15 protein-coding genes are annotated in these 13800 nt (G+C 34.8%); 12 read left to right on the top strand and 3 right to left on the bottom strand.

What is annotated here, in order from left to right; all coding sequences use genetic code 11:
• Positions 1 to 105 precede the first annotated feature (105 nt).
• The 10 genes from IHE43_RS03150 to IHE43_RS03105 all read left to right on the top strand — a co-directional run bounded on the left by IHE43_RS03150 (position 106) and on the right by IHE43_RS03105 (position 9914).
• Positions 106 to 1008, top strand: coding sequence for a LysR family transcriptional regulator (locus tag IHE43_RS03150; RefSeq protein WP_192186639.1), 903 nt, complete (start codon positions 106 to 108; stop codon positions 1006 to 1008).
• Positions 993 to 1442 carry a GNAT family N-acetyltransferase gene (locus IHE43_RS03145; protein WP_192186638.1) on the top strand — a complete coding sequence of 150 codons (450 nt, stop codon included), beginning with the start codon at positions 993 to 995 and terminating at the stop codon, positions 1440 to 1442. Before IHE43_RS03150 ends, IHE43_RS03145 begins: the two co-directional genes overlap by 16 nt.
• 177 nt (positions 1443 to 1619) lie before the next feature.
• A complete protein-coding gene (locus tag IHE43_RS03140; protein WP_192186637.1) occupies positions 1620 to 2465 on the top strand; it encodes an SDR family oxidoreductase in 846 nt (281 codons plus the stop codon).
• Positions 2466 to 2634: 169 nt separating this feature from the next.
• Positions 2635 to 3111: a methylated-DNA--[protein]-cysteine S-methyltransferase gene (locus IHE43_RS03135; protein ID WP_192186636.1), complete on the top strand. Its 477-nt coding sequence runs from the start codon at positions 2635 to 2637 to the stop codon at positions 3109 to 3111.
• A gap of 183 nt (positions 3112 to 3294) precedes the next feature.
• Positions 3295 to 4008, top strand: a complete 714-nt coding sequence (locus tag IHE43_RS03130) for a 3'-5' exonuclease (protein WP_192186635.1) — start codon at positions 3295 to 3297, stop codon at positions 4006 to 4008.
• A gap of 73 nt (positions 4009 to 4081) precedes the next feature.
• On the top strand, positions 4082 to 5155 hold the full coding sequence (locus IHE43_RS03125; RefSeq protein WP_192186634.1) for a winged helix DNA-binding domain-containing protein: 1074 nt from the start codon (positions 4082 to 4084) through the stop codon (positions 5153 to 5155).
• Between the two features lie 111 nt (positions 5156 to 5266).
• On the top strand, positions 5267 to 6706 hold the full coding sequence (locus IHE43_RS03120) for a nucleoside recognition domain-containing protein (protein ID WP_192186633.1): 1440 nt from the start codon (positions 5267 to 5269) through the stop codon (positions 6704 to 6706).
• A gap of 110 nt (positions 6707 to 6816) precedes the next feature.
• Positions 6817 to 7497, top strand: coding sequence for a hypothetical protein (locus tag IHE43_RS03115; protein ID WP_192186632.1), 681 nt, complete (start codon positions 6817 to 6819; stop codon positions 7495 to 7497).
• A gap of 16 nt (positions 7498 to 7513) precedes the next feature.
• Entirely contained in the window at positions 7514 to 8239 is a 726-nt protein-coding gene (locus IHE43_RS03110) for a hypothetical protein (protein WP_225585357.1), read from the top strand.
• Positions 8240 to 8309: 70 nt separating this feature from the next.
• Complete coding sequence (locus tag IHE43_RS03105; RefSeq protein ID WP_192186631.1) at positions 8310 to 9914, top strand: fumarate hydratase; 1605 nt, start codon at positions 8310 to 8312, stop codon at positions 9912 to 9914.
• 124 nt (positions 9915 to 10038) lie between these two features.
• Here the strand turns inward: IHE43_RS03105 and IHE43_RS03100 are convergent, their stop codons facing one another.
• From IHE43_RS03100 to IHE43_RS03090, 3 genes are all read right to left on the bottom strand, one after another.
• The gene (locus tag IHE43_RS03100; RefSeq protein ID WP_192186630.1) at positions 10039 to 10539 is read right to left on the bottom strand and encodes a PAS domain-containing protein; all 501 of its coding nucleotides are present in this window, start codon (positions 10537 to 10539) and stop codon (positions 10039 to 10041) included.
• A gap of 92 nt (positions 10540 to 10631) precedes the next feature.
• Positions 10632 to 11714, bottom strand: coding sequence for a DNA polymerase IV (gene dinB, locus IHE43_RS03095; RefSeq protein WP_192186629.1), 1083 nt, complete (start codon positions 11712 to 11714; stop codon positions 10632 to 10634).
• 101 nt (positions 11715 to 11815) lie between these two features.
• The gene (locus IHE43_RS03090) at positions 11816 to 12331 is read right to left on the bottom strand and encodes a hypothetical protein (protein ID WP_192186628.1); all 516 of its coding nucleotides are present in this window, start codon (positions 12329 to 12331) and stop codon (positions 11816 to 11818) included.
• Positions 12332 to 12485: 154 nt separating this feature from the next.
• Between IHE43_RS03090 and IHE43_RS03085 the strand changes: the two genes are divergently transcribed.
• Entirely contained in the window at positions 12486 to 13220 is a 735-nt protein-coding gene (locus IHE43_RS03085; RefSeq protein ID WP_192186627.1) for a metallophosphoesterase family protein, read from the top strand.
• A 49-nt stretch (positions 13221 to 13269) separates the two neighbouring features.
• Positions 13270 to 13800 carry a DUF6646 family protein gene (locus tag IHE43_RS03080; RefSeq protein WP_192186626.1) on the top strand — a complete coding sequence of 177 codons (531 nt, stop codon included), beginning with the start codon at positions 13270 to 13272 and terminating at the stop codon, positions 13798 to 13800.

Raw genomic sequence — 13800 nt, 5'->3', positions numbered from 1 at the left:
CCAACATTACACACTATAAAAACGAAAAGAATTCATCAACTACATTACTTTTTTTCATGAAAAGCCGTTCTAAAATTTTGTTTCTTTGTATAAATTCTCAAAAAAATGGAAATACGTCATTTAAAATTGATAAAAGCAATTGTTGAAGAAGGAAGCATCACCAAAGCGATAGATAAACTTCATTTGACGCAATCAGCCCTGAGCCATCAACTTAAAGAAGCTGAATATCAACTGGGAACAGCCATTTTTTTGAGAACAAATAAAAAACTGGTTTTGACGAAAGCCGGAGAGAAAATCTACGAGCTTGCCAATGAAATTCTGGATAAGCTTTCACAAACCCAAACTCAAATCAAACAAATGGTTTTTGGAGAATATGGTGAAATCCGAATTAGTACCGAGTGTTTCTCGAGTTATCACTGGCTTCCGTCGGTAATGAAACAATTTCATCTTCTATATCCTAATGTCGAATTGAAAATTGTGACAGAAGCGACTCATATTCCACTTCAAAAATTATTAGAAAACACGATTGATATTGCGATTATCAGCGATCAGATTAATGACAATAATATCAAATATCTGGAACTTTTTCAGGACGAAGTCGTGATGGCAGTTTCTGAAAACCACGCTTGGGCGAATAAAAAATATGTCGTTGCAGAAGATTTTGTCAACGAGCATCTTTTGATTCATTCGCTTCCGATGGAAACCGTCACGATTCATCAATTTATTTTAGCTCCAGCCAAAGTAAGTCCGAAGAAGATTACAGCCTTGCCATTGACAGAAGCTTCTCTGGAAATGGTAAAAGCCGATATGGGCGTTATGTCGATGGCAAAATGGGCTTTATTGCCACATTTAAAAAACAATCCGATAAAGGCCATCAAAATTGGAAAAAACGGTTTAAAAAGAAAGCATTTCATTGCGATTCGGGACAATCAGGAATATCCTGCCTATTTTCATCATTTTATCACCTTTTTACAAACCGAAATCAACCTGCAATGGAATATACAATAAGAAACTGCGAAATAGCCGATTTACCTAAATTGGTCATCTTATGTCAAAAACATACCGAATTTGAGAAAGCCGATTACGATCCGACAGGAAAAGAAGAAGGTTTGAAAGAAGCGCTATTCAGTGAAAATCCCAAACTCTTTTGCTTAGTTGTTGCCACTGAAAATGACATTGTAGGTTATGCCTCTTATAATTTTACGTACTCTACCTGGAGTGCGGGCGATTTCATTTACATGGACTGTTTATTTTTGGAAAAAGAAGCCAGAAATTTCGGAATCGGAGAAGTTCTAATCAATAAATTAAAAGAAATAGGAAAAGCTAAAAACTGTGTTAACATGCAATGGCGAACGCCTCAATTCAATGAAAGAGCTATAAAATTCTATAACAGAATTGGCGCAAAAGGAAAAGACAAAATTTGCTTTTTTCTGGATTTGTAATAAAAAAACGGAAAGTTTTTCTCCATTTTTGTCATCCTGAGGAACGAAGGATCACACTCGAAACTCGACAAAGATTGGCAATTTAGCATATGGAATATCTTGTGTGATCCTTCGTTCCTCAGGATGACAAGATTGTGAATAACCTTTGTACCTTTGCCTCTCTGAACCTTCAAAAAAATGATTCAAATAAGTATTTTAGGCTGTGGCTGGCTGGGTTTGCCTTTGGCGAAAAAATTAATCGAAAAAGGAAATTCGGTCAATGGATCAACAACTTCTGAAAATAAACTTTCTATTTTGAAAGATGCTGGAATAAATCCGTTTCTTGTCATTCTGAGCGATCCCGAAGCTTCGGGAGAAGAAACACTTGAAAGCGACAATGTTTCTGAAACTATTAATGATTTTTTAGCGGAAAGCGAAATTCTTATTATTGATATTCCGCCCAAGTTACGAGCAAATACGGATTCATCCCGAAAGATTTTTGTTGAGAAAATCGAAACTTTGATTCCGTTTATAGAGAAATCGACTATCAAAAAAGTACTTTTTGTAAGTTCGACTTCTGTTTATGGAGATCAAAATGATTTAATTACAGAAGAAACGCACCTAAATCCGGAAACGGAGAGCGGTAAACAATTGGTTTTAGCCGAAGCAATTCTCCAGAAAAACCAAAACTTCGAAACTACAATTCTACGATTCGGCGGATTAATTGGCGAAGATCGCCATCCTGTAAAATTTTTAGCAGGAAAAGAAAACCTTGAAAATCCAGATGCACCTGTCAATTTGATTCATCAAAACGATTGCATCCAAATCATCGAAAAAATTATTCGTCAATCAAAATGGAATGAAGTTTTCAACGCCGTAGCTCCTTTTCATCCTACAAGACAAGATTACTATACTCAAAAAGCAAAAGAACAAAACCTGATTTTACCGAAATTCAGCATAGAAAAGTCAAATATCAAAAAGGTTATCTCAAGTAAAAAAATTGAATCTGTTTTAAGTTATAAGTTTAAGATAGAAAATTATTAACGCTCCGGATGTCAGGCTGAGCGGAGTCGAAGCGATTGTTACAAAAGCCTCAGACTTCGTTAAGTGTGACAATCGTTTAAGTAAAAAACTTCAATTTACTTATATCATTTATATGGTTAAAAATTGCGAACTTTGCGTAAAACCTTAGCGCCTTTGCGGTTAAAAATTTATGGAAACAGCTTATATCAATTCGCCTTTAGGAATCACCAAAATCATTGGAGATGATAATGGCATTGCTGTAATCTCTGTTTCTGATGTTGGTACAAATGAAGTTTCTGCAGAAATTCCGAAAGTTTTAAAAGAAGCTGTTTCTCAACTTGAAGAATATTTCCAAGGCAAAAGAACCGATTTTGATTTGAAACTAAATCCCCAAGGCACAGAATTTCAGCAAAAAGTTTGGAAAGCCTTATTAGAAATTCCATACGGAAAAACTATCAGTTATATGGATCAGACCAAAAAATTGGGCGATATAAAAGCAATTCGTGCGGTTGCATCTGCCAATGGAAAAAATCCACTCTGGATTGTAGTTCCCTGTCATCGCGTTATTGGCACAAATGGATCTTTAACCGGTTATGCCGGAGGTTTGTCGCGTAAGAAGTGGTTACTTGAGCATGAAAATCCTTCAAATCAACAGCGTTTGTTTTAGGTTTAGTTTGCCACGAATTTCACTAATTTTCACGAATGTATGGCTGTTAAATTAACAATCCTTAGTGAAATTCGCAACAAAAAGGACCTTCAAATTATAATACATTTCTTATTTAAAATCAAATTGTGTACTTTTATGTAGACAAAGAATTAGTGAAAATTAGTGAAATTCGTGGCAAACAACATGATTGAAAAAATAAACCTCAACAACATCTTATTTCTCGATATAGAAACCGTTCCGGAAGAAGAGAATTTCAATTCGCTTGACGCTGAAATGCAATCGCTTTGGGATCATAAAACCCAATATCAGCGTAAAGACGAATATACTCCGGAAGAATTCTATGATCGCGCCGGAATTTGGGCGGAATTCGGAAAAATCATTTGTATTTCAGTTGGATATTTTACAATCAAAGGTGATATTCGTAATTTTAGAGTGACTTCCTTTTTTGGAGAAGAAAAGAAGATTTTGAAAGACTTTAATAATCTGTTGAGCAATCATTTTAATCAACCCTTTCATCTTTTATGCGGACATAATGCAAAGGAATTTGATATTCCATTTATTGCGAGAAGAATGATTATCAACCAAATTGCAATTCCGGACAAATTGAATTTATTCGGCAAAAAACCTTGGGAAATTCCGCATTTAGACACTTTGGAATTATGGAAGTTTGGCGATTACAAACATTTTACTTCTTTAAAATTACTGACTAAAATCCTTGGAGTTCCATCTCCAAAAGGCGATATCGACGGCAGTCAGGTTGCCCATGTTTTTTATGTCGAGAAAGACATTGACCGGATTGTAACGTATTGTGAAAAAGATACGATTGCGGTTGCGCAGATTTTCCTTCGCTTACGTAGGGAAGATTTGTTGATTGAGGACGAAATTATTCATGTATAGTTTTTTTAAGTTGCAAAGGCTCAGAGATACAAAGGTTGACCCGTCTTTAACAATTTATATAAAAGGTTTAGAAATGACTTATCAGGAAATCTCTCATCATAGACTTGTTTCGCAAAAACTTCTTGAAGCTAATGCAAACTCTCCTCAAGAAATTGTAACGCATTTAGGTGCCATGCAGGCTCAGGATTATTCAATGGCCAAATGGGCGATTGGTTCCCGATGTGATGCTACTGAGGCAGCCATTGAAGAAGCCATAAATTCAGCACAAATTATCCGGACTCATATTCTTCGACCAACCTGGCATTTTGTTTCTGCTGATGATATTTATTGGATGTTAGATGTTTCGGCTCCGCAAGTGAAAAGATTTACAGCTTCTGCCGGTAAAAAATATGGTTATGATACCAAAAAGCTCAATCAGGCCAATTCTAAAATCGAAAAACTACTAGCAGGAAACAATCATTTAACGCGTGACGAAATCATGCAGGAACTCGGTATCAAAAAAACGTCTTCTGCAGATTTTTTAAGTGCCGCAATTATGATGAATGCAGAATTGGATGGTTTAGTTTGCAATGGAAGAATGAAAGGAAAACAAATCACTTATGCTTTACTTGAAGAGCGGGTTTCAAAACCAAAATCAAAATTAACCAGAGAAGAAGGTATTGCGAAATTAGCCCTCAGATATTTAGAAAGCCACGGCCCTGCCACACTTCTTGACTTTTCGTGGTGGTCTGGTTTCCCTCCCACAACTTGCAAAAACATCTTTAATGCAATTGAATTGCAATTAAATTCAATTGAAATTAATGGTCAAATATATTGGATTAAAACTGATTCTTCTGTTAAAAACAACTTCCGCGAAAGCGTACATTTTCTTCCGGCTTTTGATGAGATTCTGATTTCGTATAAAACCAGAGAAGCTTCCATTTTACTCGAACATCAATCCAGAGCTTTTACCAATAATGGAATTTTTAAACCTATTATTCTTGAAAACAGCAAGGTCATTGGAACGTGGAAACGAACCATCAAAAAAGATTACGCCAAAATAGAAACAGATTTTTTTAACGAAACTGAAACTCATAAAAAAGCAATTCTGTTTGAAGGCATTAGGGCTTTTGAAAATTACCTGGGAACCAAAATTGTTATTGAATAAATTGAATTTTCACTAAAACAATATCATTTCTAATAAATTCTTCTCGTTTCTGCGCTAAATTCTTTGTGCATTTTATTGCTAAATAATTACATTTACAAAAAAAACAGCGTTATGGTATTAAGTAGATTTTGGTTAACTATTTTTATTTCGTCGATCATCTTTATTATGATCAGTTTGTTTACTGCCAATACTTATACCATTGACTATGTTTTGAATGGAAAAAAAGACGATCCAATTCTGGTTTCAGAAAAATATGCTGAACAGCTTCCTGCCTTCATAAAAGACAGCATCAAAAAAGCACCGGATCAGACTATGATTATCAATCGTGATACGCTTAATGCTGACACAACTTACGTTTATAAGAATAAAACAGTAAAAATTTTCAGCGGTGTTCAAAAATCCGACGGGTTATTACCAACCTGTAAAACCACTTTACTTGATTTAATTTTACCGCTTATAGCCTATTTGGCCTTTTTCTGCGGATTAATGGAACTTTTAATTATCTCGGGAGCGTCTGGAAAATTGGCTAAAGCCCTAAGTCCGGTTTTTGTAAAAGTGTTTCCAAGTATCCCAAAAAATCACCCTTCCATTTCGTATATGACCTTAAACTTTGCTGCTAACTTCTTAGGATTAGATTCGGCTGCAACTCCGTTTGGCCTTAAAGCAATGGAAAGTTTACAGGAAATAAACCCGGAAAAAGACAGAGCCAGTGACGCTCAGATTATGTTTATGTGTCTGCACGCTTCCGGTTTAACCCTAATTGCGACTTCGATTATTGGTTATCGCGCAGTGGCAGGAGCGAGCAATCCTGCAGATGTTATGCTTCCGTGTATTATTACTTCGTTTATTGGTACGATTGCTGCTTTTTTAATTGTGGGAATCAAACAAAAAATCAATTTCAAAAGTGCTTCTCTTGTCATTGGTCTGATGGTATTAATTGCCGCCATTATTGGGTTATTGATGTACGTAAACCATTTGGATTTAATCGGAAAAAACTTTTTTACAACGAATCTGTCTGCGTTGATTTTACTTGTGATCATAGTTTTCACGCTGATTTTTTCATTTATTCACGAAAAGAAATTTAAAGATGCTGATACTACCGTTTTTGATGCGTTCGTCGTTGGTGCAAATAATGGAGTTAAAACGGGAGTGACTATTTTTCCTTACGTTTTAGGAATGTTAGTGGCTATTTCATTATTTAGAAATAGCGGTTTATTTGAAATCATAAGTGATGGTATTGCCTTTATCTTCTCGAATATGGGTGTCAACAAGCAAATCACAGATGCTTTGCCAGTTGCGATGCTTAGACCATTTAGCTCTGCCGGATCACGAGGATTTTTGATTGACTCGATGAATACTTTTGGTGCGGATTCTTTAACCGGAAGATTGAGTAGTATTTTTCAATGTAGTGCCGAAAGTACTTTTTATGTGATTGCGGTATACTTTGGATCAGTTAATATAAAAAATACGCGTTACGCTTTAGGCACCATGCTTTTGGTTGATGTAATTTGTGTAATTACAGCGATTTTTGTGGCTAGCTGGTTTTTTTAATATTCGCATGTAAATTAAACCGGAGGAACAAATTATTTTGTAGAGCTGGACTTCAGTCCAGTTTAAAATAAGAATTGGTGGATTGTAATATGTAAAAAGATTAAATAAATATGTTCAAAAGATTTTTTACCAAAAAAAAGGAAATTGAAATCGCAGAAGAAATTGTTTCTGAAGATAAAACTCAATTTGTCGAAGAAGCAAATCCTATTGAAAATGACCCAATAGAAGAACCTACAGCAAAAGAATTCGATCCGAATAAAATTGACTGGCTGATTAACGACTCGATCCTCACTTTTTTGCCACGTGACTTGTACATGCACTATTCAGACAATACAACCACGAAAGATCTTCAGGATCCATCCTGGCAAAATCAGGGTATCTTTTTCTGGATGAATGACGAACCTTTTGAAAAAAAATCTTTACCAGAATTCTTCGAAAGTTTCCAAAAGAAATTATTTATTTTTCATGAAGTTCCTGATTATATTGAACTTGTTTCCGTAAAGGCAATGCCATGGTTTGGAATGCCGGGTGGTGGGGATAAGTACTGTTTAAGATATGAAGAAAATCCGATATCATTAGATGAAGCACTCAAGCTCAATATTATAAAATATGTTGAAATTATAGAATTAAACTTCGAAAATCTAAGCGTTTTAAATGATCGGGATAATTACTTCTTTCTGATTAGCCCTGAAGTTAAATTTGAAAATGGACTTTTTTATCATGATGAAGGAAAAATTTCATTAGCAGAACTTTATAAAAAAAGGAAACTGTTGGTTTTATCAATACAATAAACAATATCGATTTACAATGATGAAAACACATATCTGTTTTATTCTCTTTCTTTTAATGGGTTGCCAAAAACCAAAACCTGCACTACAAATAGCAAGTAAAACAACAAAAGCTAAAATAGAAGCAATAGCTGTAAAAGAAAATTCCTTGCGAACAGATACGATCATCTTTGATAAAAATGCAGCAATCACTCATGTTCTCATTCATCTTACAGAACAAAAACCAGATAAAGACAGCATCATCGAATCAAAATTCAGACTTGATTTTTATAAAAATAAAAACAAAATTACCTCAAAGAAAATAACCATTAAAGGATATGAAAAAGGTTCGGAATGGAGCGGGTCTTACGGTTTCCCCGATTCATCTCAAAACAACCCTTCTTTTATAAAAATTGATTTCGGATATCCTGCTTGCGGCTATACATTTGAAAATTATCTATATTATTTAAAAAACAATGATTTACAGCTTGTTCATCAGTGGCAGTCAATGTCAGACAGTGGTTGGGGAAACTGGACAAAATTTTTAAGTCTTGAATCAAAGAACGATCTTGAAATTTTTTACTGTAAAAGTGTTTCGTTTGAACCTGCAGATGATGATTCAGAAGATTCCGGAATTTTAACCTATTCTGATTCTATTTCGTTTTCACTAATAGGAAACCATTGGAAAAAGAAATTGCTTTCACCAAAAGACAAACCCTATTTTGAAAAGAAAATGAGTCTTAATGAGTTTTACAAACAAGATTAAGTTCAAAAAAGTGTTCTAATTCAAACTCTTTCTTCGGTAAATAATTTTTAACTTTGTAAAAAACAAAGAAATGATTGATTTTATATACCAGGATCCCTATCCTATTTTAAAGGATGATACACAATATCGCAAAATTACTTCTGATTTTGTAAAAGTTGAAAAATTTGGAGAACGTGAAGTTCTGACTGTTGATCCAAAAGGATTAGAATTATTAGCTGAGGAAGCTTTAACAGATGTTTCGTTCATGCTAAGAACAAGCCATTTACAAAAACTTCGTAAAATTCTTGATGATCCTGAAGCTACAGATAATGACCGTTTTGTGGCTTACAATTTACTTCAAAATGCTTCAGTTGCTGCTGAAGGTCAGTTGCCAAGCTGCCAGGATACCGGAACAGCAATTGTAATGGCCAAAAAAGGCGAAAGTATTTTTACTGGTGTTGATGATGCCGAATGGTTAAGTAGAGGAATTTTCAATACGTACCAAAAACGTAACTTACGTTATTCTCAAATTGTTCCGATTTCGATGTTTGAAGAGAAAAATTCAGGTTCGAATCTTCCAGCACAAATTGATATTTATGCTAAAAAAGGTAGTTCTTATGAATTTTTATTCATGGCAAAAGGAGGAGGATCTGCGAATAAAACTTATTTATATCAGCAGACTAAATCTTTATTGAATGAAAAGTCTATGGATGCTTTTGTTCGTGCAAAAATCAAAGATTTAGGAACTTCGGCTTGTCCTCCATACCATTTAGCTTTGGTTATTGGCGGAACTTCTGCGGAAGCGAACTTAAGTGCCGTTAAAAAAGCATCTGCCGGATATTACGACAATTTGCCAACTACAGGAAATATGGCTGGCCAGGCTTTCCGCGATCATGAATGGGAACAAAAAGTACAACAAATTTGCCAGGAGAGTGCTATTGGTGCTCAGTTTGGTGGAAAATATTTTACACATGATGTTCGTGTAATCCGCTTGCCACGCCACGCGGCTTCTTGTCCGGTTGGACTAGGTGTTTCATGTTCTGCAGATCGAAATATCAAAGGAAAAATCACGAAAGACGGAATTTACGTTGAACAGTTAGAAGTAAATCCAAAACAATTTTTACCAGAAACGGCTCCGCATTTAGAAGCTCCGGTTGAAATTGACTTGAATATGCCAATGAAAGATATGTTGGCAAAACTATCCCAATATCCAATAAAAACACGTTTAAAACTAAACGGAACTGTAATTGTTGCCCGTGACATCGCTCACGCAAAAATTATGGAAATGCTGGAAGCCGGTCAACCAATGCCGGAGTACTTTAAAAATCATCCCGTTTATTACGCAGGTCCTGCCAAAACTCCGGAAGGAATGGCTTCGGGAAGTTTTGGACCAACAACCGCAGGACGTATGGACGTTTATGTGGATGAATTCCAAAAACATGGCGGAAGTATGATTATGCTTGCAAAAGGAAACCGTACCAAACAAGTTACGGATGCCTGTCATAAATACGGCGGATTCTATTTAGGTTCTATTGGAGGTCCGGCTGCGATTTTAGCTCAGGACAACATCTTAAAAGTTGAAGTTGTTGACTTTGAAGAATTAGGAATGGAAGCTGTTCGTAAAATTACAGTTAAAGATTTTCCTGCATTTATCATTACTGATGATAAAGGAAATGATTTCTTTGAGAATCTGTAAGGATTTGCCACAAAGACACTAAGACACAAATTTTTATATTGAAAAACCGCCCAAAAGGCGGTTTTTGCTTCATGTATAAGGAAATAATTTTCTTCGTGTCTTAGTGCCTTTGTGGCAAATAGTCTCACGCGCTTTTATCTATGCTTTCAAAAGCTATAAAATGCGACAATTCACCCTTTACATTAAAAATGGGCACGCTGTTTATTTTGCATTTATAGATTTTACCATCTTTTTTATAGTTCTCAATTGTTTTTTCAAACGGAACTTGTGATTGAATAGCCATCCTAATCTCTTTTAAGGCAATTTCAGACGTTTTTGGCCCCTGAAACATCTTTGGGGTTTTCCCAATGATTTCGCTTTCTGTATAGCCTGTCATTTTTTTGATTCCATTTGAGGCAAAAACGATTTTCAAATTTGCATCGGTAAGCAAAACTACTTCATCTAAAATTCGATTTTCTATTTGAAGGTTATTATCATCCCAGGAAAATCGATTTGAAATCTTTTTAATTTTTTTCAAATCAGCAAATATTGCTTTTAATTCGTTCAGATATTCGTAATGAAAATCCCAGGCTAAAACTGGAGCAGAATTCGACTGTAGGGCTTCATTTTCTTTAGAATTTTTCATTTTGAATTTGATTTGAAAATGGTCTTTGAGTAAAGGTAGAAAGAAAATTCATCATAAAAGGCAGATTTTAAGATTTTAGCAACAATGAATCATTAAAAAGCAAATTTTAACTGAACAACCACAGCTTTCTTTTCTTCAGTGTTCAAATTGCTTAAAGATATTCCGAGCAACCGAACAGAATCTTTCATTTTTTCCTGATACAATAGTTCTTCAACAGTTTCAAGAATTAAGCTCTTATCTGAAATAAAATAAGCAAGTGTTTTACTTCTTGTTTGTTGTGTAAAATCACTGTATTTAATTTTAAGTGTTACTGTTTTTCCTGAAATATTGTGTTTTTTTAATCGCTTTTCTAATGAAATCGCAATTCTCTCCAACTGTTCTAACATAAATATTTCCGAAGATAAATTCACATCAAAAGTATGTTCTGCCGCTACGGATTTTGTTACACGATATGATTTTACCTCGCTATTATGGATTCCGCGAACTACTTTATAATAAAAAGCACCTGATTTTCCAAAATGTTTTTCCAGAAATTCTTCTGATTTTGTTTTTAAATCGGCACCGGTAAAAATTCCCAACTGATACATTTTCTCTGTAGTAACTTTTCCAACACCATAAAACTTCCGAATCGGTAATTCTTCCAGGAAAGACAAAACCTCGTCCGGATTTACTGTTTTTTGTCCGTTTGGTTTGTTGATATCGCTCGCTATTTTAGCTACGAATTTATTAACCGAAATTCCTGCCGAAGCTGTCAATCCAACTTCATTCAGAATTCTTAACCGAATTTCCTGCGCCAACAAACTAGCACTCGGATTTCCCTTTTTATTCTGCGTTACATCAAGATAGGCTTCATCGAGCGAAAGCGGCTCCACCAGATCTGTATATTCGTGAAAGATTTTATGAATTTTACTTGAAATTTCTTTGTACCGATCAAATCTCGGCCTGACAAAAATGATTTCAGGGCAATATTTTTTGGCCAAAACTCCACTTATAGCACTTCGCACACCAAATTTTCGGGCTTCATAACTCGCTGCCGAAACCACTCCTCTATTCTCTGAACCACCTACAGCAACAGGTTTTCCGCGCAAGGCAGGATTGTCCATTTGCTCTACAGAAGCATAAAAAGCATCCATATCAATATGGATAATTTTACGATATGTAGGTGTTTCAGACATGCTACAAATTTAAACAGGAAAGCATGAAAATGAGCTGAAAAAAATCATAAAAAAAGCTACAGTTTTACAACTATAGCTTCTTTTATCTTTAATCTAAATATTTAAAATTCAACTCTAAAACCAATTTGATTTGCACTGGCCAATAATATAGTTTTTGGCGCTGGTTTATAAGTATCTGTTAAACTTCCATTATATTTCTCAAGTGCCGATTTGATTTTTTTAGGATACCCAATTTTAATGGGAATTGAGGCGATTAATAACGCACCACCTATAATCGCTGCGGTCATATTAGTTCTTTCTGACTGTATCGATGGATAATATCCGTTTCCGGGATATGTTGTTGTTGGAGTGTCATCACTTGTCATTCCAACAACTAGATTTGTTGCAACGAGTCCCAATCCTCCATAAAAAAGAACATTTCCCCACGTTTTTTTATTTCTTCCCGAATTATAAAGAGCCAATGCTTCAGAATTGTTTGCCAGTAATGCCCGAACTTCATCTGATCGAAGTTTTTTATTATCAGTATTATAAACAGTTCCACCGCTTCCGTAAGTAAGTTGTTGTGAATAGCCAGCAAATGTTAGTAATAAAAACAGAATAATAAGGTTTTGTTTCATGGTTAATTTAGGTTTTTGGGGTTATGTTCGTTATTTATATTTTTATTAAAAGAGGTTTGAAATGAAACCATTTTGGATTTGTAAAGATTATCAACTAAATCATTACAAACAAATCATTTTTTTTATTTTTGTATGCTACTCGAAATAAAATAAAATGCGAACATTTGTTATAGGCGACATACACGGAGGATTACTCGCACTTGAGCAAGTGATTAAAAAAGCCGAAGTTACTACAGAAGATACTCTAATATTTTTAGGTGATTATGTTGATGGGTGGAGTCAGTCAGCAGAAGTAATTGAATATTTAATTGACCTGAAAAGCAAACAAAACTGCATTTGCATCAGAGGAAATCACGATCAGCTTGCATTGGATTGGCTTGAGAACAGACATGAAGAATTTGATGAAGAAATGTGGTATAAACATGGCGGTAAAGCTACTGTTGAAGGTTACGCTAAACTTTCAGAAGAAAGAAAAAAAGAACATATTGTTTTCTTAGAATCTCTGCAAGATTACTATCATGACGATCAAAATCGATTATTTGTTCATGCCGGTTTTACCAATTTGAATGGTGTGATATGGGAATACTTTCCAAAGTTATTTTATTGGGACAGAACACTTTGGGAAACGGCACTTTCCTTAGATCCAAACCTCAAACCAGACGATCTGTACTATCCTAAGCGCTTTACTATTTACAAGGAAATTTTTATTGGCCATACACCTGTTACCCGAATCGGACAAACAATTCCGGTTAACAAGGCGTGTGTCTGGAATGTTGATACAGGAGCTGCTTTCAAAGGCCCATTGACCATTATGAATGTAGACACAAAAGAATTTTGGCAAAGTGATCCGTTAAATGAATTGTATTCTAATGAAAAAGGTAGGAATTGATGTGTAAAAAACTAAATTTGCATTCCCAAAATAATTAATATTTAAGTTTATGAAAAAAGTTTTTACATTTTTATTTTTAGTATCATTCGGATTAACGCAAGCACAGCAAGCTTTTAAAGGAAAAGGAGACATTAAAGTTAATGTTGGTGCCAATCTTCAGGACGGTGGTTCAGGAATTCAGGGTTCAGTTGATTTCGGTTTAGGAGAAAATTTCTCTTTTGGATTTGTTTCAACTTACCTTTTAGGAGTCGACAACTTTACTGGTTTCTATCACAATAATCCAACTCCTTACACTGATGAAAAGCCAGAGTTCCAAGATCGTTTCGATGCAAAAGCAAGAATTAATGCCAATTTAAGCAGTGTAATTGGTGTAGAACAATTAGACATTTATCCTGGTTTAAGCATTGGCTTACATAATTTTGGTGGTCATGTTGGTGGTCGTTATTTTTTCACTGAAGGATTTGGTGTTTTTACAGAAATTGGATTTCCAATAGCTAAATACAGCGACAATAATGATGTGTTTGATCATTTAAATAATCAGGCAACTTTTAGTTTAGGAGCTTCTTTTAATTTGCAATAA

It is taken from the genome of Flavobacterium sp. MDT1-60 (genome assembly GCF_014844035.1).
Taxonomy (GTDB): domain Bacteria; phylum Bacteroidota; class Bacteroidia; order Flavobacteriales; family Flavobacteriaceae; genus Flavobacterium.
Note: the sequence above shows the minus strand (reverse complement) of the source record. Positions and strands in the feature narration are given on the sequence as shown.

Bases quoted from the DNA above. Each gene is read 5' to 3' on its own strand.
- IHE43_RS03145 (WP_192186638.1), top strand. From the start codon at position 993: ATGGAATATACAATAAGAAACTGCGAAATAGCCGATTTACCTAAATTG.
- IHE43_RS03125 (WP_192186634.1), top strand. From the start codon at position 4,082: ATGACTTATCAGGAAATCTCTCATCATAGACTTGTTTCGCAAAAACTT.
- IHE43_RS03115 (WP_192186632.1), top strand. From the start codon at position 6,817: ATGTTCAAAAGATTTTTTACCAAAAAAAAGGAAATTGAAATCGCAGAA.
- IHE43_RS03150 (WP_192186639.1), top strand. From the start codon at position 106: ATGGAAATACGTCATTTAAAATTGATAAAAGCAATTGTTGAAGAAGGA.
- IHE43_RS03110 (WP_225585357.1), top strand. From the start codon at position 7,514: ATGATGAAAACACATATCTGTTTTATTCTCTTTCTTTTAATGGGTTGC.
- IHE43_RS03105 (WP_192186631.1), top strand. From the start codon at position 8,310: ATGATTGATTTTATATACCAGGATCCCTATCCTATTTTAAAGGATGAT.
- IHE43_RS03120 (WP_192186633.1), top strand. From the start codon at position 5,267: ATGGTATTAAGTAGATTTTGGTTAACTATTTTTATTTCGTCGATCATC.
- IHE43_RS03090 (WP_192186628.1), bottom strand. From the start codon at position 12,331: ATGAAACAAAACCTTATTATTCTGTTTTTATTACTAACATTTGCTGGC.
- dinB (WP_192186629.1), bottom strand. From the start codon at position 11,714: ATGTCTGAAACACCTACATATCGTAAAATTATCCATATTGATATGGAT.
- IHE43_RS03080 (WP_192186626.1), top strand. From the start codon at position 13,270: ATGAAAAAAGTTTTTACATTTTTATTTTTAGTATCATTCGGATTAACG.
- IHE43_RS03100 (WP_192186630.1), bottom strand. From the start codon at position 10,539: ATGAAAAATTCTAAAGAAAATGAAGCCCTACAGTCGAATTCTGCTCCA.
- IHE43_RS03085 (WP_192186627.1), top strand. From the start codon at position 12,486: ATGCGAACATTTGTTATAGGCGACATACACGGAGGATTACTCGCACTT.
- IHE43_RS03135 (WP_192186636.1), top strand. From the start codon at position 2,635: ATGGAAACAGCTTATATCAATTCGCCTTTAGGAATCACCAAAATCATT.
- IHE43_RS03130 (WP_192186635.1), top strand. From the start codon at position 3,295: ATGATTGAAAAAATAAACCTCAACAACATCTTATTTCTCGATATAGAA.
- IHE43_RS03140 (WP_192186637.1), top strand. From the start codon at position 1,620: ATGATTCAAATAAGTATTTTAGGCTGTGGCTGGCTGGGTTTGCCTTTG.